Raw genomic sequence first — 23,551 nt, forward strand, 5'->3', positions numbered from 1 at the left:
TGCCTGGGGGCATGTTTTGCTGTTCCGCGACTCCGCCGCAGCGGTTGCTGCCGAGTGCCACTCCGGGGCCCTGTTCTTCCGCTTGACGGAGCAGTTCGTGCGCGCGCACGGCCACAAGCCCAGTTCGTCCGAGGTGCGCTCGTGGGAACGGAGCATCCCCGTGCTCGCGAGTGCGCTCAACGATGCCGGTCTCGGGCAGGTGGAGGTGCTCCTGGAGTACGGACTGCCGTTGAACAGCAAGCGGGCCGATGCCGTGCTGGCCGGAGTACACCCCGAGACGGGGCTGCCGTCGTACGTTGTCGTGGAACTGAAGCAGTGGAGCAGCGCCGAGCCTGACGATGACGATCCTTCACTGTGCCGCATCGACTCGTACGCGCGGGCGGTACTGAACCCAGTTGACCAGGTACGCGGCTATTGCCAGTACCTCGTCTCCTTCAACGGAGTGCTCGCCGAACATCCGGAACGCGTCAACGGTGCCGCGTATCTGCACAATGCCACCGAGTTCGGCGTCACCGGGCTCTTCGAGGTCGAGCAGGACCAGTACGGTCAGCTCTTCATCGGGGCTCGACGCAGCGAGTTCATCGATTATCTGCGGACGAAGCTGGGGCCGGAATCCGGTGCTTCGTCCGCGGACGAGCTTATCAACGGGAAGATCGGCCCATCCAAGCAGCTCATGGCGTTGGCTGCACAAGAGGTCCGCGAACGTGAGCAGTTTGTGCTGCTGGACGAGCAGCAGATCGCGTACCGCATTGTCCTGAACGCTGTACGCCGCGCCAAGCAGTCCGATCACAAGGAGGTCGTGATCGTCACCGGCGGGCCCGGCACCGGCAAGAGCGTCATCGCGCTGTCGCTTCTTGGTGAGCTGTACCGGCAGGGCACCACCGCTCTGCACGCGACGGGCTCCAGCTCGTTCACGACCACCATGAGGAAGGTCGCGGGCGCCCGGAAGCGCGAGGTGAAGGACCTCTTCAAGTACTTCAACAGCTTCATGACCGCCGAACGCAATGGTCTCGACGTCCTTATCTGCGATGAGGCCCACCGCGTGCGGGAGACATCGGCCAACCGCTATACGCCGGCGACGAACCGCACCGGAAAGGCCCAGATCGAGGAACTCATCGACGCGGCACGCGTTCCGGTCTTCCTGCTTGACGAGCACCAGGTCGTTCGGCCCGGCGAAATGGGCACGGTCTCGGAGATCAAGGCAGCCGCCTCGAAGAAGGGGCTCCACTGTCGGGTAGTACCGCTGGACAGCCAGTTTCGGTGCGGTGGAAGCGATGCCTATCTGCGCTGGGTGGTAAGGCTCTTGGGACTTGAGCCCGGCGGCCCGGTGGTATGGGAACCCGATGACAAGATGCAACTCACTTTCGTGGACAGCCCGCAGGAGTTGGAGGCATTCCTCGACGACCGCCGTTCCCAGGGATACAGCGCGCGCATGTCCGCAGGCTACTGCTGGAAGTGGACGAAGGAAGTGCCACCTGGGGAGGCACTGCCTGCCGACGTTGTCATCGGGGAGTGGGAGCGGCCCTGGAACGTCTTCGGTGACCGGGCCGTCGCGGGCGCGCCTCCAGCCGCGCTGTGGGCAACCGATCCGGCCGGTTTCGGGCAAGTGGGCTGCGTGTACACGGCACAGGGCTTCGAATACGACTGGAGTGGAGTCATCATCGGCCCAGACCTGGTGTGGCGCACCGACCGGTGGGTCACCGACCGTACAGCCTCCAAGGATCCAGTCTTCAAGAAGTCCAACCCGGATGCCGATGTGGACCGGCTGATCCGCAATACGTACAAGGTGCTACTGACGCGCGGAATGATCGGCACCGTGGTGTACTCGACCGATGCCGAAACACGCCACAAGCTCCGCGCCCTGGCCGGCGCGACCTTGAGCGTCGCAGCCGTGCACTGACTGGGTCGGCCAGGTATAGCCGAGCGGTAGACCGGTCCGCTCGAGCACCCGCGTCCGCGTCCGCCGATTCCGGATCGATCAGCGCCGCGTAATCCTCGGCCGAGACAAGCACGGCGTTGCCGTGCTTCGAGACGATCTCGATAGCCTCGCGGTTCTGGGTTGCCTTCTTGATCAGCGGAAAGAGTTCCTTGCGGGCTTCGCTCGCGGTTATGGACACTCTCGGCACTCTCCGGCCAGGCCGAATGACTGATGGGCGGTCAAATTTCCCAGCACCATCCCAGCACGGGAAACCACAAGGGGCCGACTCCTGGCGGAGTCGACCCCATCTGACCTGTCTGTTTGCCACACCTGCGGCGTGCTGCTAATCCATCCGCTCACACGTTGAAGCGGAACTCCACCACATCCCCGTCCTGCATCACATAGTCCTTGCCCTCCATGCGCGCCTTGCCCTTGGCGCGGGCCTCGGCGACGGAGCCGGTCTCCACCAGGTCGTCGAAGGAGATGATCTCCGCCTTGATGAAGCCCTTCTGGAAGTCGGTGTGGATCACACCGGCCGCCTCCGGGGCCGTCGCGCCCTTCTTGATGGTCCAGGCGCGGGCTTCCTTCGGGCCTGCCGTGAGGTAGGTCTGGAGGCCCAGGATGTCGAAGCCGACGCGGCCGAGGGTGGCGAGGCCGGGCTCTTCCTGGCCCATGGACTGGAGGAGCTCCAGGGCCTCGTCGTCGTCGAGTTCGATGAGCTCGGACTCGATCTTGGCGTTGAGGAAGATCGCCTCGGCGGGGGCGACCAGGGCGCGCTGCTCGTTCTTGAAGTCCTCGTCGACCAGCTCGTCCTCGTCGACGTTGAACACGTAGAGGAACGGCTTGACCGTGAGGAGGTGCAGCTCGTGGAGGAGCTTGCCCTTCTCGGTGCCGGCCGTGATGCCCGCCGAGAAGAGGGTCTCGCCGGACTCCAGGATCTTCTGCGCGTCCTCGACCGCGGCGAGCACCGCGACCTTCTCCTTCTGGAGGCGGGACTCCTTCGTCAGGCGCGGGACGGCCTTCTCGACGGACTGGAGGTCGGCGAGGATCAGCTCCGTGTTGATCGTCTCGATGTCGTCCTTGGGCGAGACCTTGCCGTCGACGTGGACGACGTTCTCGTCCTTGAAGGCGCGGATGACCTGGCAGATCGCGTCGGACTCACGGATGTTCGCGAGGAACTTGTTGCCCAGGCCCTCACCCTCCGACGCGCCCCGGACGATGCCGGCGATGTCGACGAAGTCCACCGTGGCCGGCAGGAGCTTCTGGGAGTTGAAGATCTCCGCGAGCTTGCTGAGGCGCGGGTCCGGGACGCCGACCACTCCGACGTTCGGCTCGATCGTGGCGAACGGGTAGTTGGCCGCCAGCACGTCGTTCTTGGTCAGGGCGTTGAACAGGGTCGACTTGCCGACATTCGGCAGACCGACGATTCCGATCGTGAGCGACACTTTGGCGACTTCCTGGAGTGAGGAGGGGGTCAGGGGCGTCCGGGGCCGGCTCGGCTGTTCGGGCCGGGTCTCGGAGTGGACCGATTCTCCAGTTTACGGGCGGGGGCGCGCGGCCCCGCACGGGTCCACCCGAGGCCGTGGACCGGTGGCTGCTGTTCGCTGCTGTTCCGTGCCTCGCTGCCGTACGCCGATGGCCCTCGCGTGCCTCCTTGCCGTCCCTTACGGCTCGACTTCGGCGTATGTACGCAGCCGAACAGGTTCGTTTCGGCCGTGTGGCATCGAACGCAACGCCAAGCTCAGCCAAAGCGCGTGTCCAACGCCTGATTCCTCCCGCCGCGCGACCTACGTTGTCCCCGTGGAGCAGCACAGGACACGTCCCTCGCAGCGCAGGCCGTCACCGCAGGCCGCGACCGCCCCTCCCGTCGCGCCCGTGCAGGGTTCCTTCGGGGAGAACGCCACCGTCTACCGGGCCGTGGGGGCGGCCGGCGGGCGTGTCCGTGCCGTGCCGCCCTTGCTGCTTGCCTTGAGGCGGTTCCCCAACCCCCGGCTGACCGGGATCGGCGCCGGGCTGTTCGCCGCCCTCACCATGTTCGTGCTCGCCTGCCTGGACCGGCTGCTGTTCGACAGCTCCGAGATCGTCTACGGGCTGCTGTTCCTGCCGGTCAGCGCGCTCACCGCGCTCTGGGTCCGGCCCGCCGACCTGGTCACCGCGCCGATCAGTGTGCCCATCGCCTTCGCCGTCGGGGTCTTCCCGATCTCCGGAGGGTCCGGCGGCTTCGGCGGTCAGACCATGGCCCTGGTCACCGCGCTCGCCGTGCACGCCGGCTGGCTGTACGGGGGCACGCTGGTCGCCGGCCTCATCGCCTCCGTACGCAAGGTCCGGCACATGCGGGCCCGGCGGCGGTATCTGCTGGCTCAGGGGCGTACGGGAGCGGAGAAGGGGCGGCCCGCTCCCCGGGCGCCCAAGAAGGCCGCCGGGGCGGGCGCACCGGCCGGACGTGCCGAGCGCCCCCGCGCCAGCAGGTAACGCCACCCGGACAGGTATGGCCGACGCCGCAGATAGGGCCGCCCCAGCAGAAAGCGCCGCCCCCCTACCTCCCCGCCGCCGCCATCGCCGCGCCGACGATCCCCGCGTTGTTCTGGAGCTCCGCCGGGACCGTCTCCGCGCGGACCTTCTCGATCAGCGGCAGGAACTTCTCCGCCTTGCGGCTCACGCCTCCCCCGACGATGAACAGCTCGGGCGAGAACAGCATCTCCACGTGCAGCAGATACTTCTGGACCCGGTGCGCCCAGTGCTGCCAGCTGAGGTCCTCGTCCTCCTTGGCCTTCGTGGAGGCACGCTTCTCCGCGTCGTGGCCGTGCAGCTCCAGGTGGCCCAGCTCCGTGTTGGGGACGAGGCGGCCGTCGACGAAGAGCGCGCTGCCGATGCCCGTACCGAAGGTCAGCATGATGACCGTGCCCTTGCGGCCCCGGCCCGCGCCGAACGTCATCTCCGCGACCCCGGCCGCGTCCGCGTCGTTCAGGATCGTCACCGGCTGGCCGACCCGCTCGCCCAGCAGGGTGCGGGCGTCGATGTCGATCCAGCCCTTGTCGACATTGGCTGCCGTGCGCGTGACGCCGTCCGTGACGACACCCGGGAACGTGATCCCGATGGGGCCCTGCCAGTCGAAGTGGCCGACGACCTCGGCCACGCAGTCGGCCACGCGGTCGGGCGTGGCCGGATGCGGTGTCAGCACTTTGTGGCGCTCCTGCGCCAGGTCCCCTCGGTCCAGGTCCACGGGAGCGCCCTTGATCCCTGAACCGCCGATGTCCACGCCGAAGATCTCCATGGAAACACCGTACGGGCAGGCCGGGCCCCGTGCCCTGCTACTCGGCCTACTCGCGCCTATTCGGCGGAGAGGGCCGCGGCCTCGGCGCGCAGGTCCCGGCGGAGCTCCTTGGGGAGGGAGAAGGTGATCGACTCGTCGGCCGTCTTGACCGTCTCCACGTCCTCGTAACCGCGCTCCGCGAGCCACTCGATGACACCGTCGACCAGGACGTCGGGGACCGAGGCCCCGGAGGTCAGGCCGACCGTCGTCACGCCCTCCAGCCACGCCTCGTCGATCTCGCTCGCGAAGTCGACCAAATATGCGGCGTCGGCTCCGGCGTCGAGGGCGACCTCGACCATGCGGATGGAGTTCGAGGAGTTCTTGGAGCCGACCACGATGACCAGCTCGGCGTCCTCGGCCAGCTTCTTCACCGCGATCTGGCGGTTCTGCGTGGCGTAGCAGATGTCGTCGCTGGGCGGCGAGAGGAGGTTCGGGAACTTCGACTTGAGCGCGCCCACCGTCTCCATCGTCTCGTCGACGGAGAGGGTGGTCTGGGAGAGCCAGACGACCTTCGACTCGTCGCGGACCTCGATGTTCGCCACGTCCTCGGGGCCGTCGACCAGCTGGATGTGGTCGGGGGCCTCGCCGGAGGTGCCGATGACCTCCTCGTGGCCCTCGTGGCCGATCAGGAGGATGTCGTAGTCGTCCTTGGCGTACCGGACGGCTTCCTTGTGGACCTTGGTGACCAGCGGGCAGGTCGCGTCGATGGTCGCGAGCTTGCGCTCGGCGGCCTCCGCGTGGACGGTGGGCGCGACTCCGTGCGCGGAGAACATCACGATGGACCCCTCGGGGACCTCCGCGGTGACGTCCACGAAGATCGCACCCTTCTTCTCCAGGGTCTGCACGACGTACTTGTTGTGCACGATCTCGTGGCGGACGTAGATCGGGGCCCCGTACTGCTCCAGGGCCTTCTCGACGGCGATCACGGCGCGGTCCACGCCCGCGCAGTAGCCACGGGGTGCGGCGAGCAGGACACGACGGGCAGGCGTTGCAGTCATGCGTCCCATCGTAAGGCCGTACCGAACAGGCGCCGTGACGGCCGGGTCGGGAGACTGGTCGCTACACGTGTGAAGCGGACGGTGACTGTGGAGGGTTCATGACGTCGGTCTCGGGGAGCGGTACGGGGTCCGCAGGCGGCACGGGGAAGGGAAGCAGCGCCGAGGAGGGCAAGCTGCGGCGGACCCTCGGCTTCCGGGACCTCGTCGTCTACGGGCTGCTGTTCATCGCGCCCATGGCCCCCGTCGGAATCTTCGGCACCCTGGACGCCAAGTCCGGCGGCTCGGTCGCCCTCGTCTACGTCGTGGCCACCGTCGTCATGGGGTTCACCGCCTTCAGTTACGCCCAGATGGTGCGCGTCGCCCCCTTCGCCGGCTCGGTCTTCACGTATGCCCGCAAGGGGCTCGGGGAAGGGCCCGGCTTCATCGCCGGGTGGATGGCGATGCTCGACTATCTGCTGATCCCCGCCGTCGCCTACCTCTTCTCCGGGATCGCGATGAACGCGCTGGTCCCCGAGGTGTCGCGGTGGGTGTGGACCGCGATCGCCGTCCTGATCACCACCCTGCTCAATCTGTGGGGGGTGCGGGCGGCCGCACGGGTCGGGTTCGCCGTGCTGGCCACGGAGATCGTGGTGCTGCTGGTCTTCGTGGCGTCGGCCGTGGTCGTCCTCGTACGGGACGGGGCGCAGCGCGGGTGGCTGACGCCGCTGACCGGGGACGCCACGTTCTCCATGGCGGCGGTCCTGGGCGCGGTGTCGGTGGCCGTCCTGTCGTATCTGGGGTTCGACGCCATCGCCTCGTTCGCGGAGGAGGTGACGGGAGGGTCGCAGAAGGTCGCGCGGGCGGTGCTGTTCTGTCTGGTGCTCGCGGGGGCGCTGTTCATCGCCCAGACGTATCTGGCTGCGCTCCTGGAGCCGATGAGCTCGGCGGAGCTGGCCGCGGATCCGGCGGCCCAGGGGTCAGCCTTCTACGACGCGGTCGACGCCTCCGTCGGGACCTGGCTGCACGACCTGGTCGCGGTCAGCAAGGCGATCGGTGCGGCGTTCGCAGCGCTGGCGGGGCAGGCCGCCGCCGGGCGGCTGGTCTTCGCGATGGCCCGCGAGCGGCGGCTGCCGTCCTTCCTCGCGAAGGTCGACCCGAAGTCGGGCGTGCCGCGGGTGGCGATCCTGGGGGCCGCGATCGTGACTCTCGTGGCCGCCGTGTGGGCCGCCCGGCGCGACGACGGCCTGGACCAGCTGGTGTCGGTGGTGGACATCGGGGCGCTGACCGCGTTCGTGCTGCTGCACGCGTCGGTGGTCGGCTGGTTCGCCGTACGCCGGATGAGCGGGCCGCCCGTCTGGTGGAAGCACGTGCTCATGCCGGTGGTCGGTGCGGGGGTGCTGATCGCCGTCATCGTGGAGGCGACGACGAGCGCCCAGGTGGTGGGGCTTTGCTGGCTGGCGGTGGGTTTCGTGGTCCTCGCGGTGCAGGGGGCTGGCGGGCGCGGGATGGAGCGCGGGGCGGGGCGCTGAGGGGGCCTTCGCCGGACAGCTTCCGTACGTGGGCCGCGCAGCTTGCGTTCGTGGACCTCCGTCGCTGTCGGTGCGTCCCGATACGCTCGGGCGCATGGCTCTCAATACGTCCGCGGAAGCGCCGCTGCCCGTCGGTGAGGTGTCGCGGCTCATCGGGGGGTGGATCGACCGGCTCGGTGCCATCTGGGTGGAGGGGCAGATCACCCAGCTGTCGCGGCGGCCGGGTGCGGGGGTCGTCTTTCTGACCCTGCGCGACCCCTCGCACGACATCTCGGTGAGCGTGACCTGTTTCCGGCAGGTCTTCGACCGGATCGCCGACGTGGTGAGCGAGGGCGCCCGGGTCGTCGTCCTCGCCAAGCCCGAGTGGTACGCGCCACGGGGGCAGCTTTCGCTGCGGGCCACCGACATACGGCCGGTCGGCATCGGCGAGCTGCTGGTGCGGCTGGAGCAGCTGAAGAAGTCGCTCGCCGCCGAGGGGCTCTTCGCCCTGGACCGGAAGAAGCCGCTCCCCTTCCTTCCCCAGCTCATCGGGCTGGTCTGCGGGCGGGCCTCCGCCGCCGAGCGCGATGTCCTGGAGAACGCGCGCCGCCGCTGGCCCGCCGTGCGCTTCGAGGTCCGCAACACCGCCGTGCAGGGGGTGAACGCGGTCAGTCAGGTGGTCCGGGCGGTCGAGGAGCTGGACGCGCTGCCCGAGGTGGATGTGATCGTCGTGGCCCGGGGCGGCGGCAGCGTGGAGGACCTGCTGCCGTTCTCCGACGAGCAGCTGATCCGGGCCGTGGCCTCCTGCCGTACGCCGGTGGTCTCCGCGATCGGCCATGAACCCGACTCCCCGCTGCTGGACCTGGTGGCCGACCTGCGCGCCTCCACGCCCACGGACGCGGCCAAGAAGGTCGTACCGGACGTGGGCGAGGAGCTGGAGCGGGTGCAGCAGCTCCGGGACCGGGCGCTGCGGACCGTACGGGGGATCCTGGACCGCGAGGAGCGGGGGCTCGCGCACGCGCTGGGCCGGCCCGCCATGGAGCACCCCCAGCGGCTGGTGGACGAGCGGGCGGCGGAGATCGACGCGCTCGTCGGGCGGAGCCGCCGGGTGCTGGGCCATCTGCTGGACCGGGCCGATTCGGAGCTCGCGCACACCCGGGCCCGGGTCGTCTCGCTGTCGCCCGCCGCCACACTGGAGCGGGGGTACGCGGTGCTCCAGCGGCCCGACGGACATGTGGTGCGCTCCCCCGCCGAGGCCGGGGCGCCCGGTGAGCCGCTGCGGGCGCGCGTGTCGGAGGGCGAGTTCACGGTGCGGGTGGACGGGAGCGGGGGCAGGGACGGGGACGGGGACGGGTGAACCGGATGTCGGCGGTCCGGCGGTCCGGCGGTCGGCGGTCGGCGGTCGGCGGTCGGCGGTCGGCGGTCGGCGGTCGGCGACGGGGCAGTGCCCACGATGACGTAGCAAGCTCACATTTAGGGTGGATCACATGACGGACGACGGTACGGCGGCGGCTGCCGCGACGAGCACGCTCGGGTACGAGCAGGCGCGGGACGAGCTGATCGAGGTCGTGCGCCGGCTGGAGGCGGGCGGCACGACGCTGGAGGAGTCGCTGGCCCTGTGGGAGCGGGGCGAGGAGCTGGCGAAGATCTGCCGCCACTGGCTGGAGGGCGCCCGGGCCCGCCTGGACGCCGCACTGGCCCGCCCGCAGGACGAGCCCGGCGGGGGTCCGGCCTCCGACGACTGATCCCTGGCGATCACCGCTGCCCGGCAACTGCGGCCGTGTTGTGGAGTGGATCACTCCACTCCGGTTTTAGTTGAAAGTTAACCTACCTCTCCGTTACGGTCGACGCACCGCTTCCCCCCATGCCCGTCCGGAAGGTTTGCCCCAGATGTCCCTCGTTCTTGACCCCGCCGCCCAGGACCTCCTCTTCCGCGAGGCCCGCACCGCCAACACGTTCACCGACGAGCCGGTGACCGACGAGCAGGTCCAGGCCATCTACGACCTGGTCAAGTTCGGCCCGACCGCCTTCAACCAGTCGCCGCTGCGCGTCGTCCTGGTCCGCTCCGCCGAGGGTCGCGAGCGTCTGGTGCAGCACATGAGCGAGGGCAACCGCCCCAAGACCGCCACCGCTCCACTGGTCGCGATCCTGGCCGCCGACAACGAGTTCCACGAGGAGATCCCGGCGCTGCTGCCGCACTTCCCGCAGGCCAAGGACATGTTCTTCGCCGAGCGCCCGGTCCGTGAGTCCAGTGCCGGCCTCAACGCCGCGCTCCAGGCCGCCTACTTCATCATCGGCGTCCGCGCCGCCGGCCTGGCCGCCGGACCGATGACCGGCTACGACGCCGCCGGCGTCCAGAAGGAGTTCCTGGACGGCGACCACACCCCGCTGATGATCGTCAACATCGGCAAGCCGGGCGAGGACGCCTGGTTCCCGCGCAGCCCGCGCCTCTCCTACGACGAGGTCATCACGACCGTCTGAGCTGCCATGCGAAGGGGCCCGGAACACATGGTGTTCCGGGCCCCTTCGCGTACGTACGGCGAAGACTTCACGTACGTACGGAAGACTTCACGTACGCACGGAGAACGGCGGACCGCCCGTCAGGAAGCCGGGGCGGAGGGGGACGCAGAGGCGGAGGCCGACGGCACCGCGCCCCCGACCGGTTCCGTCTTCAGTGCGGCGGCCATCTCCACCAGCCGCTCCTTGGGTGCCGAGCCGGTCACCACGGTGGTGTGTCCCTTGTCCAGCAGGACGAGGGCGTTGTACTTCGCGCCCTTCCAGTACTGCCACTCGCGGCCCGCCACCGTCTCCGTGGCCCCGCTGTCCTTGGCCTTCTGGCTGACCTGGGGGACGTACGTCCGCACGGCGGCGGTGGACTGCTCGACCGCGACGTACTTGCCGTCCGGGTCGAGGAAGCCGATGTGCCAGGCCTTGCCCGCGGCGGCGTCGTACGAGACGGAGGTCGGCTTCCACTGCTCCGGCAGGCCCTCCGGCGCGGCGACCGGGTAGGGCGCGGCGATGCGTACCGTCGCCAGTTCCACGGTGAAATCGACGGCCTTGACCGGGTCGAGGTTCTCGTCGTGCGGAACGAAGATGTAGATGACGCCCGCGCAGGCGGCGGTCACCAAGGTCGACAGGAACATGTTCCTGGCCGTCTGCTTGCCTCGCTTGCTTGCCACGGGGTCCATGGTGGCACGCGGCCCGGCGCGCCCGGCCGCAGGGTGGGGCCGGGCGCGGGTGCTGACGGTGGGTGGCGGCGGGAGCACGGACCGGGGCGCTCATGCGTGACCCGCACTGCTCATTTTATCGACCTACCGATAGAGTCACAGCACCCTCATATCCGGTCGTCGCCGTACAGAAAGGTGCGCTCCGATGTCCGAGCATCATCTGCCGTCCCAATTGGAGGTCTCCCCGGAGGCCCCCGACCGCAACCTGGCCCTGGAGTTGGTCCGGGTCACCGAGGCCGCCGCGATGGCCGCCGGGCGCTGGGTGGGCCGCGGCGACAAGATCGGCGCCGACGGCGCCGCCGTGAAGGCCATGCGCACCCTCGTCTCGACCGTCTCGATGAACGGCGTCGTCGTCATCGGGGAGGGCGAGAAGGACGAAGCCCCCATGCTGTTCAACGGCGAGCGGGTCGGCGACGGCACCGGCGCCGAGGTCGACATCGCGGTCGACCCGATCGACGGCACCACGCTCAACGCCAAGGGCATGCCGAACGCGATCGCCGTGCTGGCGGCCGCCGACCGCGGGGCGATGTTCGACCCGTCCGCGGTCTTCTACATGGACAAGCTGGTCACGGGGCCCGAGGCGGCGGACTTCGTCGACATCGACGCACCCGTGGCGGTGAACATCCGGCGCGTCGCGCGGGCGAAGAACTCCACGCCCGAGGACGTCACCGTCGTCATCCTGGACCGCCCGCGCCACGAGGGCATCGTCAAGGAGATCCGGGAGACGGGCGCCCGGATCAAGTTCATCTCCGACGGCGACGTGGCGGGTTCGATCATGGCCGCCCGTGAGGGCACCGGCGTCGACCTGCTGATGGGCATCGGCGGCACTCCCGAGGGCATCATCTCGGCGTGCGCCATAAAGTGCCTCGGCGGTGTCATCCAGGGCAAGCTCTGGCCCAAGGACGAGGCCGAGCGGCAGAAGGCGCTGGACGCGGGCCACGATCTGGACCGGGTGCTGTCGACCGACGACCTGGTCAGCGGCGACAACGTGTTCTTCGTGGCGACGGGGATCACCGACGGTGAGCTGATGCGCGGTGTGCGGTACCGCGCGGAGACGGCGACCACCGAGTCGATCGTGATGCGCTCCAAGTCCGGCACGATCCGGACGATCTCCTCGACCCACCGGCTGTCGAAGCTGCGCGCCTACAGCGCCATCGACTTCGACCGCGCGAAGTAGCGGAGAAGCAGAGAGAGCCGAGAAGCCGAGAGAGGGGGCGCGGGGGCCACGGTCCCCGCGCCCCCTCCCCCGTCGGCCGCTCAGCCGGCCGCGGCTATGCGCTCCGCCGGTGCGGCGGCGGTCAGTTCGATGTCGCGGCGGCGCCGACGGGCCAGCGCGACCCGGCGTTCAGCTGCGGTGAGGCCGCCCCACACCCCGTACGGCTCGGGCTGGACCAGCGCGTGTTCCCGGCACGCCACCATCACCGGGCAGCGGGCACAGACCCGCTTGGCGGCCTCCTCACGGGCCAGTCGGGCGGCGGTCGGCTCCTTCGACGGGGCGAAGAACAGCCCGGCTTCGTCCCGGCGGCACACCGCCTCCGAGTGCCAGGGGCCCGCCTCGTCCTCCCGGGCGGGGGTCCGCTGGGCAGGAACGGCGGCGACCTGCAGAGGCTGATGCGGCGGTTGCAGCACGGTCTACTCCTGACGACGGCTACGGCTTCGCGAGCGAGAGACGATGCAGCAAGCCATACCCACCGTGTGTACGCCTAAGCACGCAGTGCCACCGGCGCACGGTGTGCGACAAGGGCTCCGGGAGGCGTTCTGGCTGATTCCCGAACGTGCGTCCGCCGCCCCGTCGTCAGTGCCCGAGGTGCTTGCGCAGCCGCCTCTGGAGGTCCGCGACGAACTTGCCCCGCTTGGGTTTCGCCTCCACGCTGCCGAGGACCGCGTAGCCGTTCACGACGACGACCGGCGCTTCCGGGTCCATCGACTCCAGCGTGCGCACGTCGAAGCTGCCGAGGACGCCCGTTCCGCTGCCGCGCAGCGTGACGTTCTCCGGCACCCGGATCTCGACGCTGCCGAAGATGGACGTCGCGTTGATGACGGTGAGTCGTTGGCCGAAAAGCGCTTCGGTCAGATCGATCTCCACGCTGCCGAAGAGCGAGAAGGCGTTCGTCCGGGGGCCGACCCGCCAACGGCCCTTGCGGGTGGCGCTGCTGAAGACCGCGACGAGGTTGTCGGCGGGGCCGTCGGGGGACTCGGGGCCGTACGCGTACGGCTGCGGCTCCGGGCGCGGGGAGGCGCCGGAGGAGGCGGCGGGCAGATCGCGGACCAGCGGCTGGAGTTCGCCGACGGTCTTGGCCCGGTAGACGAGGTCGACCCGCTCCGCGTGCTCGTCCGCCGTCAGACGCCCCTCGGCCATCGCCTCACGCAGGATGTCCGCGATCCGGTCGCGGTCGGCGTCGGAGGCGCGGAGGGAGTCGCCGGGCACGGCCTCGGTGGGCGAGACCTGGGCGGGCGGGGCGGCCGGCCGGGCGGGCTGCTGGGGCTGCTTCTCTAGGTCCACCGCCCCAGCGTACCCAAACGCGATAGATCGCGACTACCCCTCCGGGCGGCGCGCCCGCTCCCCGGAACACCTCCTGGGCGGCGTCCAGGTGAGCCTTACCTCACAGGATCGGCCCGAAGGCGGCGTTCTACCCTGGTTGATGCGCTGCCCAAGGGAGGTCAGCCGCTGTCGCCGAGTGAGGAATGGCCGTAATGCCAGAGTTTGCGTACTCCGATCTGCTCCCCCTGGGAGAGGACACCACGCCGTACCGTCTGGTGACCGCCGAGGGTGTCTCCACCTTCGAGGCCGACGGCCGCACGTTCCTCAAGGTCGAGCCGGAGGCGCTGCGCACGCTGGCCGCCGAGGCGATGCACGACATCTCGCACTATCTGCGCCCGGCCCACCTGGCGCAGCTGCGGCGGATCGTGGACGACCCGGAGGCCTCCTCCAACGACAAGTTCGTGGCCCTGGACCTCCTGAAGAACGCCAACATCGCCGCCGCGGGCGTCCTGCCGATGTGCCAGGACACCGGTACGGCGATCGTCATGGGCAAGCGCGGGCAGAACGTGCTGACCGAGGGCGGCGACGAGGAGGCCCTGTCGCACGGGATCTTCGACGCGTACACCAAGCTCAACCTGCGCTACTCGCAGATGGCCCCGCTGACCATGTGGGACGAGAAGAACACCGGCTCCAACCTCCCGGCCCAGATCGAGCTGTACGCCACCGACGGCGGCGCGTACAAGTTCCTCTTCATGGCGAAGGGCGGCGGCTCGGCCAACAAGTCGTTCCTCTACCAGGAGACGAAGGCCGTCCTGAACGAGGCCTCCATGATGAAGTTCCTGGAGGAGAAGATCCGTTCGCTGGGCACCGCGGCCTGCCCGCCGTACCACCTGGCGATCGTGGTCGGCGGCACGTCGGCGGAGTTCGCGCTGAAGACCGCCAAGTACGCCTCCGCGCACTACCTGGACGAGCTTCCCGCCGAGGGCTCCCCCACCGGGCACGGATTCCGGGACAAGGAGCTGGAGGAGAAGGTCTTCGAGCTGACGCAGAAGATCGGGATCGGCGCGCAGTTCGGCGGCAAGTACTTCTGCCACGACGTGCGCGTGGTGCGGCTGCCCCGGCACGGCGCGTCCCTGCCCGTCGCCATCGCCGTCTCCTGCTCGGCGGACCGCCAGGCCACCGCGAAGATCACCGCCGAGGGCGTCTTCCTGGAGCAGCTGGAGAAGGACCCGGCGCGCTTCCTCCCCGACACCACCGACGAGCACCTCGACGAGGCGGGCGGGGACGTCGTGGAGATCGACCTCAACCGCCCGATGGACGAGGTGCTGGCCGAGTTGACCAAGTACCCGGTCAAGACCCGGCTCTCGCTGACCGGCACGCTGGTCGTGGCGCGCGACATCGCGCACGCCAAGATCAAGGAGCGGCTGGACGCGGGTGAGGAGATGCCGCAGTACCTGAAGGACCACCCGGTCTACTACGCGGGCCCGGCGAAGACGCCCGAGGGGTACGCCTCCGGCTCCTTCGGCCCGACGACGGCCGGCCGGATGGACTCCTACGTCGAGCAGTTCCAGGCGGCGGGCGGCTCCAAGGTGATGCTCGCCAAGGGCAATCGCAGCAAACAGGTCACCGACGCCTGCGACGCGCACGGCGGCTTCTACCTCGGCTCGATCGGCGGCCCCGCGGCCCGTCTCGCGCAGGACTGCATCAAGAAGGTCGAGGTCGTCGAGTACGAGGAGCTCGGCATGGAGGCGGTCTGGCGGATCGAGGTCGAGGACTTCCCCGCGTTCATCGTGGTCGACGACAAGGGCAACGACTTCTTCACCGAGCCCGCCCCGGCGCCGACGTTCACCAGCATTCCGGTGCGCGGGCCCGGTCTGGGCTGACCGGCCGCCGAGAGCGGTTGATGGGAGAGGGGGCGTCCTGACGGGCGCCCCCTTCGCCATGTCCGGGCCCCTTCGCCATGTCCGGGCCCCGCCGCCGTGTCCGGGCCCCGCCGCCGTGTCCGGGCGGCGGCGTCCGAACGGGCGCCCTTCTCCCGCGTACGGGCGCGCCAACCCCGCCCTTACGTCGAGATCAAGCCAATTCCTCGGCCGCGCCCGTCCCCGGTGCCGCCGCGCCCCGAACAGGTGCGGCAGGCTCCATGACGCGCCTGCCGACCGCCACCAGGGCCGTCCGGCCGCCACGGGCAGGGCCCTGTCAGCTCGCCCGAACGGACCCCGCGCGAACATGCGTTAGGCAACTTTCCCGCCCCGGACCCCGGGAGCCCCGGCCACGGCGCCGGGCCGATGGCCGGTCCGGCACCGCCGCTTTCCCGCAGCCCGCCGCCTTCCGGGCTTGCGCCGCGCCGGGCCGCCGCGAAGGGTTATCGAACGTTCCTGAAATTCTCCACCGGCCTGATCCGCCGGGCACCCCCCGGCGCCCTGCGGCCCTTCGCCCGCGCAGCCACTGCCGAACTCCGGAAAGGCGGACGCCGAATGACCCCGGCCCCCCACCGCAGCCACACCGACGACCTGCTCGCCTTCATCGCCGCCAGCCCCTCGCCGTACCACGTGGTCGCGAGCGCCGCCCAGCGGCTGGAGAAGGCCGGGTTCCGCGAGCTGCTCGGCACGGACGACTGGACCGGGGCGAGTGGCGGCTGTTTCGTCAGCCGGGCCGGTGCGCTGATCGCGTGGTACGTCCCCGAGGGCGCGCCCGCGCACACCCCGTTCCGGATCGTCGGCACCCACACCGACTCCCCGAACCTGCGGATCAAGCCCGCGCCCGACACCGGCTCGTCGGGGTGGCGGCAGATCGGGGTGGAGATCTACGGCGGGGTCCCGCTGAACACCTGGCTCGACCGGGACCTCGGCATCTCCGGTCGGCTCGCACTGCGCGGCGGCCCGGACGGCACCCCGCGCAGCAGCCTCGTCCAGATCGACGAACCCCTGCTCCGGGTACCCCAGTTGGCGATCCATCTGGACCGTACGGTCAACGACGGCGTGGCCCTGGACAGGCAGCGCCACATCTCCCCCATCTGGGCGCTCGGCGACCCGCGCGAGGGCGAGCTGCTGCGGCTGGTGGCGGCGGCGGCCGGGGAGGACCCGGCCGATGTGCTGGGCTGGGACCTGATGCTGCACGACATCCAGCAGCCCGGATACCTGGGCGCCGAGCGGGAGTTCGTCGTGGCGTCCCGGCTGGACAACCAGGTCTCGGTGCACGCCGGGGTGAGCGCCCTGGTGGACTCCGCGACCGGGGTCACCGAGCCCTCCTTCGTCCCGGTGCTGGCCGCCTTCGACCACGAGGAGGTCGGCAGCGGCTCCGAGACGGGGGCTCAGAGCCCGCTGCTGGAGCGGGTGCTCTCGCGCTCGGTCTCGGCCCGGGGCGGCAGCGACGAGGACTGGTCGCGGGCCCTGGCGGGCGCGTTCTGCGTCTCCGCCGACATGGCCCACGCGGTGCACCCCAACTACGCGGAGCGGCACGACCCCGACCACCGCCCACTGCCCAACGGCGGCCCGACGGTCAAGGTGAACGTCAACCAGCGGTACGCCACCGACTCCACCGGCATCGCGATGTTCACGGCCGCCTGCGAGCGGGCGGGCGCCCCCTGGCAGCCGTTCGTCTCCAACAACGCGATGCCCTGCGGCACGTCGATCGGCCCGCTCACCGCGGCCCGCCTCGGCGTCACCACCGTGGACGTGGGGGTGCCGGGCCTCTCGATGCACTCGGCACGCGAGCTGTGCGGGGTCGACGACCCGGCGCACCTGGCGGCGATCCTGGGCGCGGTGATGACGGGGGCCTGACAGGACGGCACGCGATGGGTGGCGGACGGACCGCCAGGCACAGGTGGGTGGCGGACGGACCGCCAAGCACACGGTGGGTGGCGGGCGCCGCACGGCACCCGCCACCCACCGCTGCCGGACGGCACCTACACGAAGCGCTGCTTCGCGCTGCCGTCGCACGTCTGGAGCTTCAGCGGGTCCTTGGCCCCCGCCAGCGTCAGACAGAGCCCGGTCGCGGCGGCCGGACGGATGGTGCCCGCCTGCCGCACGAACTTCTGGTTGGCCGCGCCCGAGCAGTCCCACACGACGAGCGTGGCGCCCGGGTTGTACTTGGCGCCCGACACGTCCAGGCACCGGTCGTGGCTGAGCGCGGTGCGCAGGGTCTGCGTACCGCCGTCGTACCACCAGTTCTGGTTGCGGCCGCCGTGGCAGTCCCAGCCGCCGATCGCGGTGCCGTTACGGGTCACCGAGGCGGGGACGTCCACACAGGTGCCGGTGGCCTCGTTCTTCACCGGGGTGAACACGTCGTCCCAGGCCGCCCGTTGCAGCACCGGGCTACCGGTGCTCGCCGGGTCGGCGCAGCTCGCCTCGCGGAGCCCGGAGTCGTACATCTGGGTGAGGCAGGAGGCGAAGGCGCGGTGGCCGGCCGCGTTGGGGTGGAAGGACTGCCGTACGGAGTTCTCGTCGGGCAGTCCGGGCTTGCTGAGGTCGATGTAGAGCCCGCGCGCCCAGGGGGCCTCGCTGCAGACCTCGTGGCCGTGGAAGAGGCGGGAGTTGTCGAGGTAGGCGGCTCCGGTGTTGGCGGCGGCCTTGCGCATGCCGACCTGGAAGGCGGGCACGGCGGTGTTGCGGCCCCAGACGGTGTCGGAGTCGTAGCCCAGGCCGCCGCAGATCAGCTTGCCGGGGAACTTCGGGTTGTCGTAGAAGTCCGGGCCGATCGGGCTCGGGTAGCCCATCAGGACGAGCTTGTAGTCGCTGTTCGCGTACCCGGCGTCGGTCATCACCGTGCGCAGGTCGCGGACGGTCGCCTCGACCTTGGGGACCAGGGCGTCCACGCGGGCCTGCCAGCCGCCCGCGTACTTCGGCTCGCACGGGCCCTGGAGGGTGATGTAGCGGACCACGCAGTCGGTCATGACCGGGCCGAACTGGAGGTCGTCGTTGGCCCCGGCGACCAGGACGATCATCTTGATCCGGGTGTTGCGGGCCTTGACGGCGAGGCTGTCGCTCTGCACCAGCTCGTCGGCGTACTGCTTGTTTCCGCCGATTTTGATGTTCCCGGTATAGGCGCCGGAGCAGGAGACGTTGTACGTGACGTCCGCCGCGATGCCCGTGCGGTGGATGGCGGCCTCCGGCGAGCGGTGGCACCAGTTGTCCGGCCCGTTGGTGCCGGGGTCGTAGGTGCCGACGCCCTCGCCGGAGATCTCGCTGTCGCCCAGCGAGATCAGCCCGGTCTTGCGTTCGGCGAGCGGCCGTTCGGCGGGGCTGCCGTACAGCCGGGTGGCCTCGGCCGCCCGGACCGTTTCCAGCGCGGGCGGGAGAGGAGTGGATGCGATAGTGCTGGAGCCGGTACCCGACTCGGCCGCGCCGGCCGGTCCGGCGACCGCCATGGTGGTGGCGGCCACCGCGAGCGCGGCGGTGACAGCGGCCGTACAGCGGAGCCGGCGAAGGCTACGGAGCCCTCGAAGTCTGAGCCTGGTGCGCCTCATTGCGCCTCCCGGGTGAGTTGTTACCCCCGGTATTTACTGGCCGGTAGGCGACTTGGGAATACATAGAACAAGACACGTGCTCATCTTTTGCAGGAGGTTTAAACACGATGGTCGACGCGACGTCGGATCCGCAGGACACCCCGGAGTTCCGGATCGAGCATGACTCGATGGGTGAGGTGAAGGTCCCCGTTCACGCCAAGTGGCGGGCGCAGACCCAGCGGGCGGTGGAGAACTTCCCCGTCTCCGGGCAGCGCCTGGAGCGGGCGCACATCGAGGCGCTGGCCCGGATCAAGGGCGCGGCCGCCAAGGTCAACGCCGAGCTGAAGGTGCTGGATCCCGATATCGCGGGTGCGATCCAGGAGGCGGCCGCCGAGGTCGCGTCGGGCCGTTGGGACGAGCACTTCCCGGTCGACGTGTTCCAGACGGGCTCCGGCACCTCGTCCAACATGAACACCAACGAGGTCATCGCCACCCTCGCCACCGAGCGCCTGGGCAGCGATGTCCACCCCAACGACCATGTCAACGCCTCGCAGTCGTCCAACGACGTCTTCCCCTCCTCCATCCACATCGCGGCGACCGCCGCCGTCACCGCCGACCTGATCCCCGCCCTGGACCACCTGGCGGAATCCCTGGGGCGGAAATCGGCCGAGTTCGCGGAGGTCGTCAAGTCCGGCCGTACGCATCTGATGGACGCCACCCCGGTCACCCTCGGCCAGGAGTTCGGCGGCTACGCGGCCCAGATCCGCTACGGCGTGGAGCGGCTGCGCGCCTCCCTGCCCCGGCTCGCCGAACTCCCCCTGGGCGGTACGGCGGTGGGCACCGGCATCAACACCCCGCCGGGCTTCTCCGCCGCCGTGATCGCCGAGGTCGCCGCGGCCACCGGGCTGCCGCTGACCGAGGCCCGCGACCACTTCGAGGCGCAGGGCGCCCGGGACGGGCTCGTGGAGACCTCGGGCCAGCTCCGTACGATCGCCGTCTCGCTGACGAAGATCTCCAACGACCTGAGGTGGATGGCCTCCGGCCCGCGCACGGGACTGGCCGAGATCAACCTCCCAGATCTCCAGCCCGGCTCCTCGATCATGCCGGGCAAGGTCAACCCGGTCATCCCGGAGGCGGTCCTGATGGTCGCCGCCCAGGTCACCGGGAACGACGCGACGGTCGCCACGGCGGGCGCGGCCGGCAACTTCGAGCTGAACGTGATGCTCCCGGTCATCGCGAAGAACCTGCTGGAGTCCGTACGGCTGCTGGCCAACGCCTCCCGGCTGCTGGCCGACCGCACGGTGGACGGCATCACCGCCAACGTGGAGCGGGCCCGCGCCTACGCGGAGTCCTCCCCCTCGGTGGTCACCCCGCTCAACAAGTACATCGGGTACGAGGAGGCCGCGAAGGTCGCCAAGCAGTCCCTCAAGGACGGCACGACGATCCGCGAGACCGTCCTGGCCTCGGGGTATGTCGAGCGCGGCGATCTGACCGTGGAACAGCTGGACGAGGCGCTGGACGTGTTGCGGATGACACGGCCGTGACGCGCGGGTCACCCGGGGTCAGTGGGGGTCACCCGGGTGACCTGAGTCGCAGCGGGCGGGCGCGGACGCTCCGTAAGATCCATCCATGACAGGTACGGGGACAAGCACGGGAGAGTGCGCACGCTGGGCGCCGGGGGACCGGATCCTCTGGCGCTACCGCGACAACGGCCGGGCCCACCGGGCGCAGGGCGGCCCGCCCGTGCACATCTGCCGCCCGGTGACCGTCGTCCATGACACCGCCGAGCTGCTCGCCGTCTGGATGGCGCCCGGCACCGAATGCGTACGGCCGGTCCTGGCCGACGGCACCCAGGTGCACGCCGAGCCGCTCGCCACCCGCTACACCGCGCCGCGCACCACGGCCCGCTCGACGTGGTTCGGCGCGGGGGTGCTGAAGCTGGCCCGGCCCGGGGACCCGTGGTCGGTGTGGCTCTTCTGGGACCGGGGCTGGCTCTTCCGGAACTGGTACGTGAACCTGGAGGAGCCGCACACCCGGTGGTCCGGAGGGGTGGATTCCGAGGATCACTTTCTCGACATCTCCGTGAATCCGGACCGCAGCTGGAAATGGCTCGACGAGGACGAGTTCGCCCAGGCGCAGCACGTCGGCCTGATGGACCCGGCGACGGCCGCGGGCGTACGGGAGGCGGGCCGGGCGGCCGTCGAGGTGATCTCGGCGTGGGGCTCGCCGTTCCGGGACGGCTGGGAGCACTGGCGGCCCGATCCGCGGTGGCAGGTGCCGCCGCTACCGGATGACTGGGACCGCACCCCTGCCCATATGCCGTCGTGAGACCCTGGACGCACCCCCCGGGGGCCCGGTCGGCAGGCCCGGCCCACCGAGGGGCGCGCCGGCGTGATCGGCGCGCACCACACCGGATCTGACCACAAGTCATCGCACCGGTCGTGCGGCAGGACGGGCCACGGACCCGGCCGGACCGCCCGGTCGCAGGACCACCACGAGGGGGTGGAGACGTGTTCGCTGCCCGCTGCCGCCTCACCGTGAGCAGACCGGCCGCCGCGCGGAACGTCGTCCTCCGGCCATCTCACGGGCGCACGGTTTCAGCCCCGCGTGCGGGGGCATCCGCAGACAGCCGTTGTCCTCATCGCGGTCGCCGGGGCACAGTGGCGCCCCACGAGGTGACTGCCTCATACAACCGGCCCGGACGGACGGAATCCCACGCGTGACGGAGCATCCCACCTCCCACGAAGGCCGGCAGCCTCTCGCGGCTCGGCAGCAGGAGCGCACCCGGCCCCGGCAGCAGGACGCCGCGGCCGCGGCCTCGGCTGCCGCGATCCCGGCGCCGGCCGCCGCACCGAACCCGGGCCCCGGACCGGCCGCCGTCGCCGAGGCGCAGGCGGCCACCCGCCGCGAGGGCGACCGGCTCCGTTTCGTCGGCGCGGCAACCCGGCGGATCGCCCGCGGCATAGACCTGGACGAGATCGTCCTGGGGCTGTGCCGGGCGAGCGTGCCGACCTTCTCCGACGCGATCCTGGTCTATCTGCGCGATCCGCTGCCGGTCGGCGACGAGCGGCCGGTGAGCCCGTTCGTGCTGCGGCTGCGCCGCAGCGACCGGCTCCGGCTCACCGACGAGGACGGCGAGGCGGGCCCGGAGACGGAGCGGCTGCGTCCGCTGCTCACCGACCCGACGGCCGACCTGATGCCCGCCGCCGAGCTGTGCGAGGTGCGGGCGGGCGGCGCGCTGGCCGAGGTGCTGCGCGGGGTGCGGCCGGTCTTCGGCGACTCGGCCGCGGCCCGGGCCGCGCTGCCCGAGCTGCTCGGACCCGGGCACCCGGCCCCCACCGGCCACCGTGCGATCCTCGCCCCGCTGCGCGGCAGGCGCCGGGTGATCGGCGCGGCCGTCTTCGTACGGGGCACCGAGCGGCCCCCGTTCGAGGCCAGTGACCTGCTGGTCGCCGCCCAGCTGGCGACGCACACCGCGCTCGGCATCGACAAGGCCGTGCTGTACGGGCGCGAGGCCTACATCGCGGACGAGCTCCAGCGCACGATGCTCCCCGACTCGCTCCCCCAGCCCACCGGCGTACGCCTCGCCTCGCGCTACCTCCCGGCGGCCGAGACCGCCCGGGTCGGCGGCGACTGGTACGACGCGATCCCGCTGCCCGGCAGCCGGGTCGCACTGGTCGTCGGCGATGTGATGGGCCACTCCATGACCTCCGCGGCGATCATGGGTCAGCTCCGGACGACGGCCCAGACCCTCGCCGGGCTCGACCTGCCGCCGCAGGAGGTGCTGCACCACCTGGACGAGCAGGCGCAGCGGCTCGGCAGCGACCGCATGGCGACCTGCCTGTACGCGGTGTACGACCCGGTCGCGCACCGGATCACCATCGCCAACGCCGGCCACCCGCCGCCCGTGCTGCTGCACCTGGGCGGCCGGGCCGAGGTGCTGCGGGTGCCGCCGGGCGCCCCGATCGGGGTGGGCGGGGTCGACTTCGAGGCCGTCGAGCTGGACGCCCCGGCCGGTGCCACGCTGCTGCTGTACACGGACGGCCTGGTCGAGTCGCGGCTGCGGGACGTGTGGACGGGCATCGAGCAGCTGCGGGAGCGCCTCGCGGCGACCGCGCAGCTCACCGGGCCGGACCACGCGCCGCCGCTGGAGGCCCTCTGCGACGACGTGCTCGACATGCTGGGCCCGGGCGACCGGGACGACGACATCGCGCTGCTCGCCGCCCGCTTCGACGGGATCGCACCGAGCGATGTGGCGTACTGGTACCTGGAGCCGGAGGACGCGGCCCCCGGCCGGGCCCGCAGGCTGGCCCGGCGGGCGCTGAGCCGGTGGGGCCTGGACGAGATGTCCGACGAGGTGGAGCTGCTGGTCAGCGAGGTCGTCACCAACGCGGTGCGCTATGCGGAGCGGCCGGTGACGCTGCGGCTGCTGCGGACCGACATCCTGCGCTGCGAGGTCGGCGACGACTCCCCGCAGCTGCCCCGGCAGCGCAGGGCCAGGGAGACGGACGAGGGCGGCCGCGGGCTGTTCCTGGTGAACCGGCTGGCCCGGCGGTGGGGTGCGACGCGGCTGTCGACGGGCAAGGTCGTCTGGTTCGAGATGGCGACGCGTAGTTAGCGGAACGTACGTGCATGGGGAGAGGGGCGGTGCCGAAGTCGGCACCGCCCCTCTCCGTCCCTGTC

19 protein-coding genes and 1 pseudogene are annotated in these 23,551 nt (G+C 70.7%); 12 read left to right on the forward strand and 8 right to left on the reverse strand.

What is annotated here, in order from left to right:
* Positions 1 to 16: 16 nt before the first annotated feature.
* Complete coding sequence (locus ACK8N7_RS11950) at positions 17 to 1,900, forward strand: DNA/RNA helicase domain-containing protein (protein WP_403209292.1); 1,884 nt, start codon at positions 17 to 19, stop codon at positions 1,898 to 1,900.
* A gap of 49 nt (positions 1,901 to 1,949) precedes the next feature.
* Here ACK8N7_RS11950 and ACK8N7_RS11955 read toward each other — a convergent pair.
* Positions 1,950 to 2,117, reverse strand: a pseudogene (locus ACK8N7_RS11955) (type II toxin-antitoxin system Phd/YefM family antitoxin); the annotation flags it as partial.
* 157 nt (positions 2,118 to 2,274) lie between these two features.
* Complete coding sequence (gene ychF, locus ACK8N7_RS11960) at positions 2,275 to 3,363, reverse strand: redox-regulated ATPase YchF (RefSeq protein WP_403209290.1); 1,089 nt, start codon at positions 3,361 to 3,363, stop codon at positions 2,275 to 2,277.
* Positions 3,364 to 3,718: 355 nt separating this feature from the next.
* On the opposite strand from ychF, the gene ACK8N7_RS11965 reads away from it, so the two are divergent.
* The gene (locus ACK8N7_RS11965; protein WP_403209288.1) at positions 3,719 to 4,390 is read left to right on the forward strand and encodes a DUF6542 domain-containing protein; all 672 of its coding nucleotides are present in this window, start codon (positions 3,719 to 3,721) and stop codon (positions 4,388 to 4,390) included.
* 64 nt (positions 4,391 to 4,454) lie between these two features.
* On the opposite strand, the gene ppgK is transcribed toward ACK8N7_RS11965, so the two are convergent.
* On the reverse strand, positions 4,455 to 5,192 hold the full coding sequence (ppgK, locus tag ACK8N7_RS11970) for a polyphosphate--glucose phosphotransferase (RefSeq protein WP_500442206.1): 738 nt from the start codon (positions 5,190 to 5,192) through the stop codon (positions 4,455 to 4,457).
* Between the two features lie 56 nt (positions 5,193 to 5,248).
* Complete coding sequence (locus ACK8N7_RS11975) at positions 5,249 to 6,238, reverse strand: 4-hydroxy-3-methylbut-2-enyl diphosphate reductase (RefSeq protein ID WP_403209284.1); 990 nt, start codon at positions 6,236 to 6,238, stop codon at positions 5,249 to 5,251.
* Between the two features lie 89 nt (positions 6,239 to 6,327).
* Here ACK8N7_RS11975 and ACK8N7_RS11980 point away from each other — a divergent pair, with 89 nt between their 5' ends.
* From ACK8N7_RS11980 to ACK8N7_RS11995, 4 genes are all read left to right on the forward strand, one after another.
* Positions 6,328 to 7,737 carry an APC family permease gene (locus ACK8N7_RS11980; protein WP_500442208.1) on the forward strand — a complete coding sequence of 470 codons (1,410 nt, stop codon included), beginning with the start codon at positions 6,328 to 6,330 and terminating at the stop codon, positions 7,735 to 7,737.
* Between the two features lie 94 nt (positions 7,738 to 7,831).
* Positions 7,832 to 9,073 (forward strand): exodeoxyribonuclease VII large subunit, encoded by a 1,242-nt coding sequence (xseA, locus tag ACK8N7_RS11985; RefSeq protein ID WP_500442210.1) that lies wholly within the window; start codon positions 7,832 to 7,834, stop codon positions 9,071 to 9,073.
* A gap of 130 nt (positions 9,074 to 9,203) precedes the next feature.
* Positions 9,204 to 9,461, forward strand: a complete 258-nt coding sequence (locus ACK8N7_RS11990) for an exodeoxyribonuclease VII small subunit (RefSeq protein ID WP_355086978.1) — start codon at positions 9,204 to 9,206, stop codon at positions 9,459 to 9,461.
* 145 nt (positions 9,462 to 9,606) lie between these two features.
* Positions 9,607 to 10,197 (forward strand): malonic semialdehyde reductase, encoded by a 591-nt coding sequence (locus ACK8N7_RS11995; protein ID WP_015611064.1) that lies wholly within the window; start codon positions 9,607 to 9,609, stop codon positions 10,195 to 10,197.
* 119 nt (positions 10,198 to 10,316) lie between these two features.
* Here the strand turns inward: ACK8N7_RS11995 and ACK8N7_RS12000 are convergent, their stop codons facing one another.
* Positions 10,317 to 10,904 (reverse strand): DUF4245 domain-containing protein, encoded by a 588-nt coding sequence (locus tag ACK8N7_RS12000; RefSeq protein ID WP_403209276.1) that lies wholly within the window; start codon positions 10,902 to 10,904, stop codon positions 10,317 to 10,319.
* Positions 10,905 to 11,088: 184 nt separating this feature from the next.
* On the opposite strand from ACK8N7_RS12000, the gene glpX reads away from it, so the two are divergent.
* Positions 11,089 to 12,120, forward strand: a complete 1,032-nt coding sequence (gene glpX, locus ACK8N7_RS12005; RefSeq protein WP_015611062.1) for a class II fructose-bisphosphatase — start codon at positions 11,089 to 11,091, stop codon at positions 12,118 to 12,120.
* 80 nt (positions 12,121 to 12,200) lie between these two features.
* Here glpX and ACK8N7_RS12010 read toward each other — a convergent pair whose 3' ends face one another.
* Both ACK8N7_RS12010 and ACK8N7_RS12015 read right to left on the reverse strand, forming a co-directional pair.
* Complete coding sequence (locus tag ACK8N7_RS12010; RefSeq protein ID WP_403209274.1) at positions 12,201 to 12,572, reverse strand: WhiB family transcriptional regulator; 372 nt, start codon at positions 12,570 to 12,572, stop codon at positions 12,201 to 12,203.
* Between the two features lie 166 nt (positions 12,573 to 12,738).
* On the reverse strand, positions 12,739 to 13,446 hold the full coding sequence (locus ACK8N7_RS12015) for a DUF1707 SHOCT-like domain-containing protein (protein WP_403209272.1): 708 nt from the start codon (positions 13,444 to 13,446) through the stop codon (positions 12,739 to 12,741).
* Between the two features lie 191 nt (positions 13,447 to 13,637).
* Here ACK8N7_RS12015 and ACK8N7_RS12020 point away from each other — a divergent pair, with 191 nt between their 5' ends.
* Both ACK8N7_RS12020 and ACK8N7_RS12025 read left to right on the forward strand, forming a co-directional pair.
* On the forward strand, positions 13,638 to 15,308 hold the full coding sequence (locus ACK8N7_RS12020; protein ID WP_403209270.1) for a fumarate hydratase: 1,671 nt from the start codon (positions 13,638 to 13,640) through the stop codon (positions 15,306 to 15,308).
* 591 nt (positions 15,309 to 15,899) lie between these two features.
* Positions 15,900 to 17,204, forward strand: a complete 1,305-nt coding sequence (locus ACK8N7_RS12025) for a M18 family aminopeptidase (protein ID WP_500442214.1) — start codon at positions 15,900 to 15,902, stop codon at positions 17,202 to 17,204.
* A 125-nt stretch (positions 17,205 to 17,329) separates the two neighbouring features.
* On the opposite strand, the gene ACK8N7_RS12030 is transcribed toward ACK8N7_RS12025, so the two are convergent.
* A complete protein-coding gene (locus ACK8N7_RS12030; RefSeq protein ID WP_500442216.1) occupies positions 17,330 to 18,889 on the reverse strand; it encodes a ricin-type beta-trefoil lectin domain protein in 1,560 nt (519 codons plus the stop codon).
* Positions 18,890 to 18,996: 107 nt separating this feature from the next.
* Between ACK8N7_RS12030 and ACK8N7_RS12035 the strand changes: the two genes are divergently transcribed.
* From ACK8N7_RS12035 to ACK8N7_RS12045, 3 genes are all read left to right on the forward strand, one after another.
* Positions 18,997 to 20,412: a class II fumarate hydratase gene (locus ACK8N7_RS12035; RefSeq protein ID WP_500442218.1), complete on the forward strand. Its 1,416-nt coding sequence runs from the start codon at positions 18,997 to 18,999 to the stop codon at positions 20,410 to 20,412.
* Between the two features lie 85 nt (positions 20,413 to 20,497).
* Positions 20,498 to 21,196 carry a cytidylyl-2-hydroxypropylphosphonate hydrolase gene (gene fomD, locus ACK8N7_RS12040; protein WP_500442220.1) on the forward strand — a complete coding sequence of 233 codons (699 nt, stop codon included), beginning with the start codon at positions 20,498 to 20,500 and terminating at the stop codon, positions 21,194 to 21,196.
* Between the two features lie 391 nt (positions 21,197 to 21,587).
* Complete coding sequence (locus ACK8N7_RS12045; RefSeq protein WP_403209262.1) at positions 21,588 to 23,486, forward strand: SpoIIE family protein phosphatase; 1,899 nt, start codon at positions 21,588 to 21,590, stop codon at positions 23,484 to 23,486.
* Positions 23,487 to 23,551 lie beyond the last annotated feature (65 nt).

The sequence above is a fragment of the Streptomyces griseobrunneus genome, assembly GCF_046713465.1.
Lineage (GTDB): Bacteria > Actinomycetota > Actinomycetes > Streptomycetales > Streptomycetaceae > Streptomyces > Streptomyces microflavus.

Excerpts from the sequence above, each read along its gene's own strand:
- ACK8N7_RS12025 (WP_500442214.1), top strand. The coding sequence starts at position 15,900 with ATGACCCCGGCCCCCCACCGCAGCCACACCGACGACCTGCTCGCCTTC.
- ACK8N7_RS11975 (WP_403209284.1), bottom strand. The coding sequence starts at position 6,238 with ATGGGACGCATGACTGCAACGCCTGCCCGTCGTGTCCTGCTCGCCGCA.
- ACK8N7_RS12000 (WP_403209276.1), bottom strand. The coding sequence starts at position 10,904 with ATGGACCCCGTGGCAAGCAAGCGAGGCAAGCAGACGGCCAGGAACATG.
- xseA (WP_500442210.1), top strand. The coding sequence starts at position 7,832 with ATGGCTCTCAATACGTCCGCGGAAGCGCCGCTGCCCGTCGGTGAGGTG.
- ACK8N7_RS11980 (WP_500442208.1), top strand. The coding sequence starts at position 6,328 with ATGACGTCGGTCTCGGGGAGCGGTACGGGGTCCGCAGGCGGCACGGGG.
- ppgK (WP_500442206.1), bottom strand. The coding sequence starts at position 5,192 with ATGGAGATCTTCGGCGTGGACATCGGCGGTTCAGGGATCAAGGGCGCT.
- fomD (WP_500442220.1), top strand. The coding sequence starts at position 20,498 with ATGACAGGTACGGGGACAAGCACGGGAGAGTGCGCACGCTGGGCGCCG.
- ACK8N7_RS12020 (WP_403209270.1), top strand. The coding sequence starts at position 13,638 with ATGCCAGAGTTTGCGTACTCCGATCTGCTCCCCCTGGGAGAGGACACC.
- ACK8N7_RS11990 (WP_355086978.1), top strand. The coding sequence starts at position 9,204 with ATGACGGACGACGGTACGGCGGCGGCTGCCGCGACGAGCACGCTCGGG.
- glpX (WP_015611062.1), top strand. The coding sequence starts at position 11,089 with ATGTCCGAGCATCATCTGCCGTCCCAATTGGAGGTCTCCCCGGAGGCC.
- ACK8N7_RS11995 (WP_015611064.1), top strand. The coding sequence starts at position 9,607 with ATGTCCCTCGTTCTTGACCCCGCCGCCCAGGACCTCCTCTTCCGCGAG.
- ACK8N7_RS12035 (WP_500442218.1), top strand. The coding sequence starts at position 18,997 with ATGGTCGACGCGACGTCGGATCCGCAGGACACCCCGGAGTTCCGGATC.
- ACK8N7_RS12030 (WP_500442216.1), bottom strand. The coding sequence starts at position 18,889 with ATGAGGCGCACCAGGCTCAGACTTCGAGGGCTCCGTAGCCTTCGCCGG.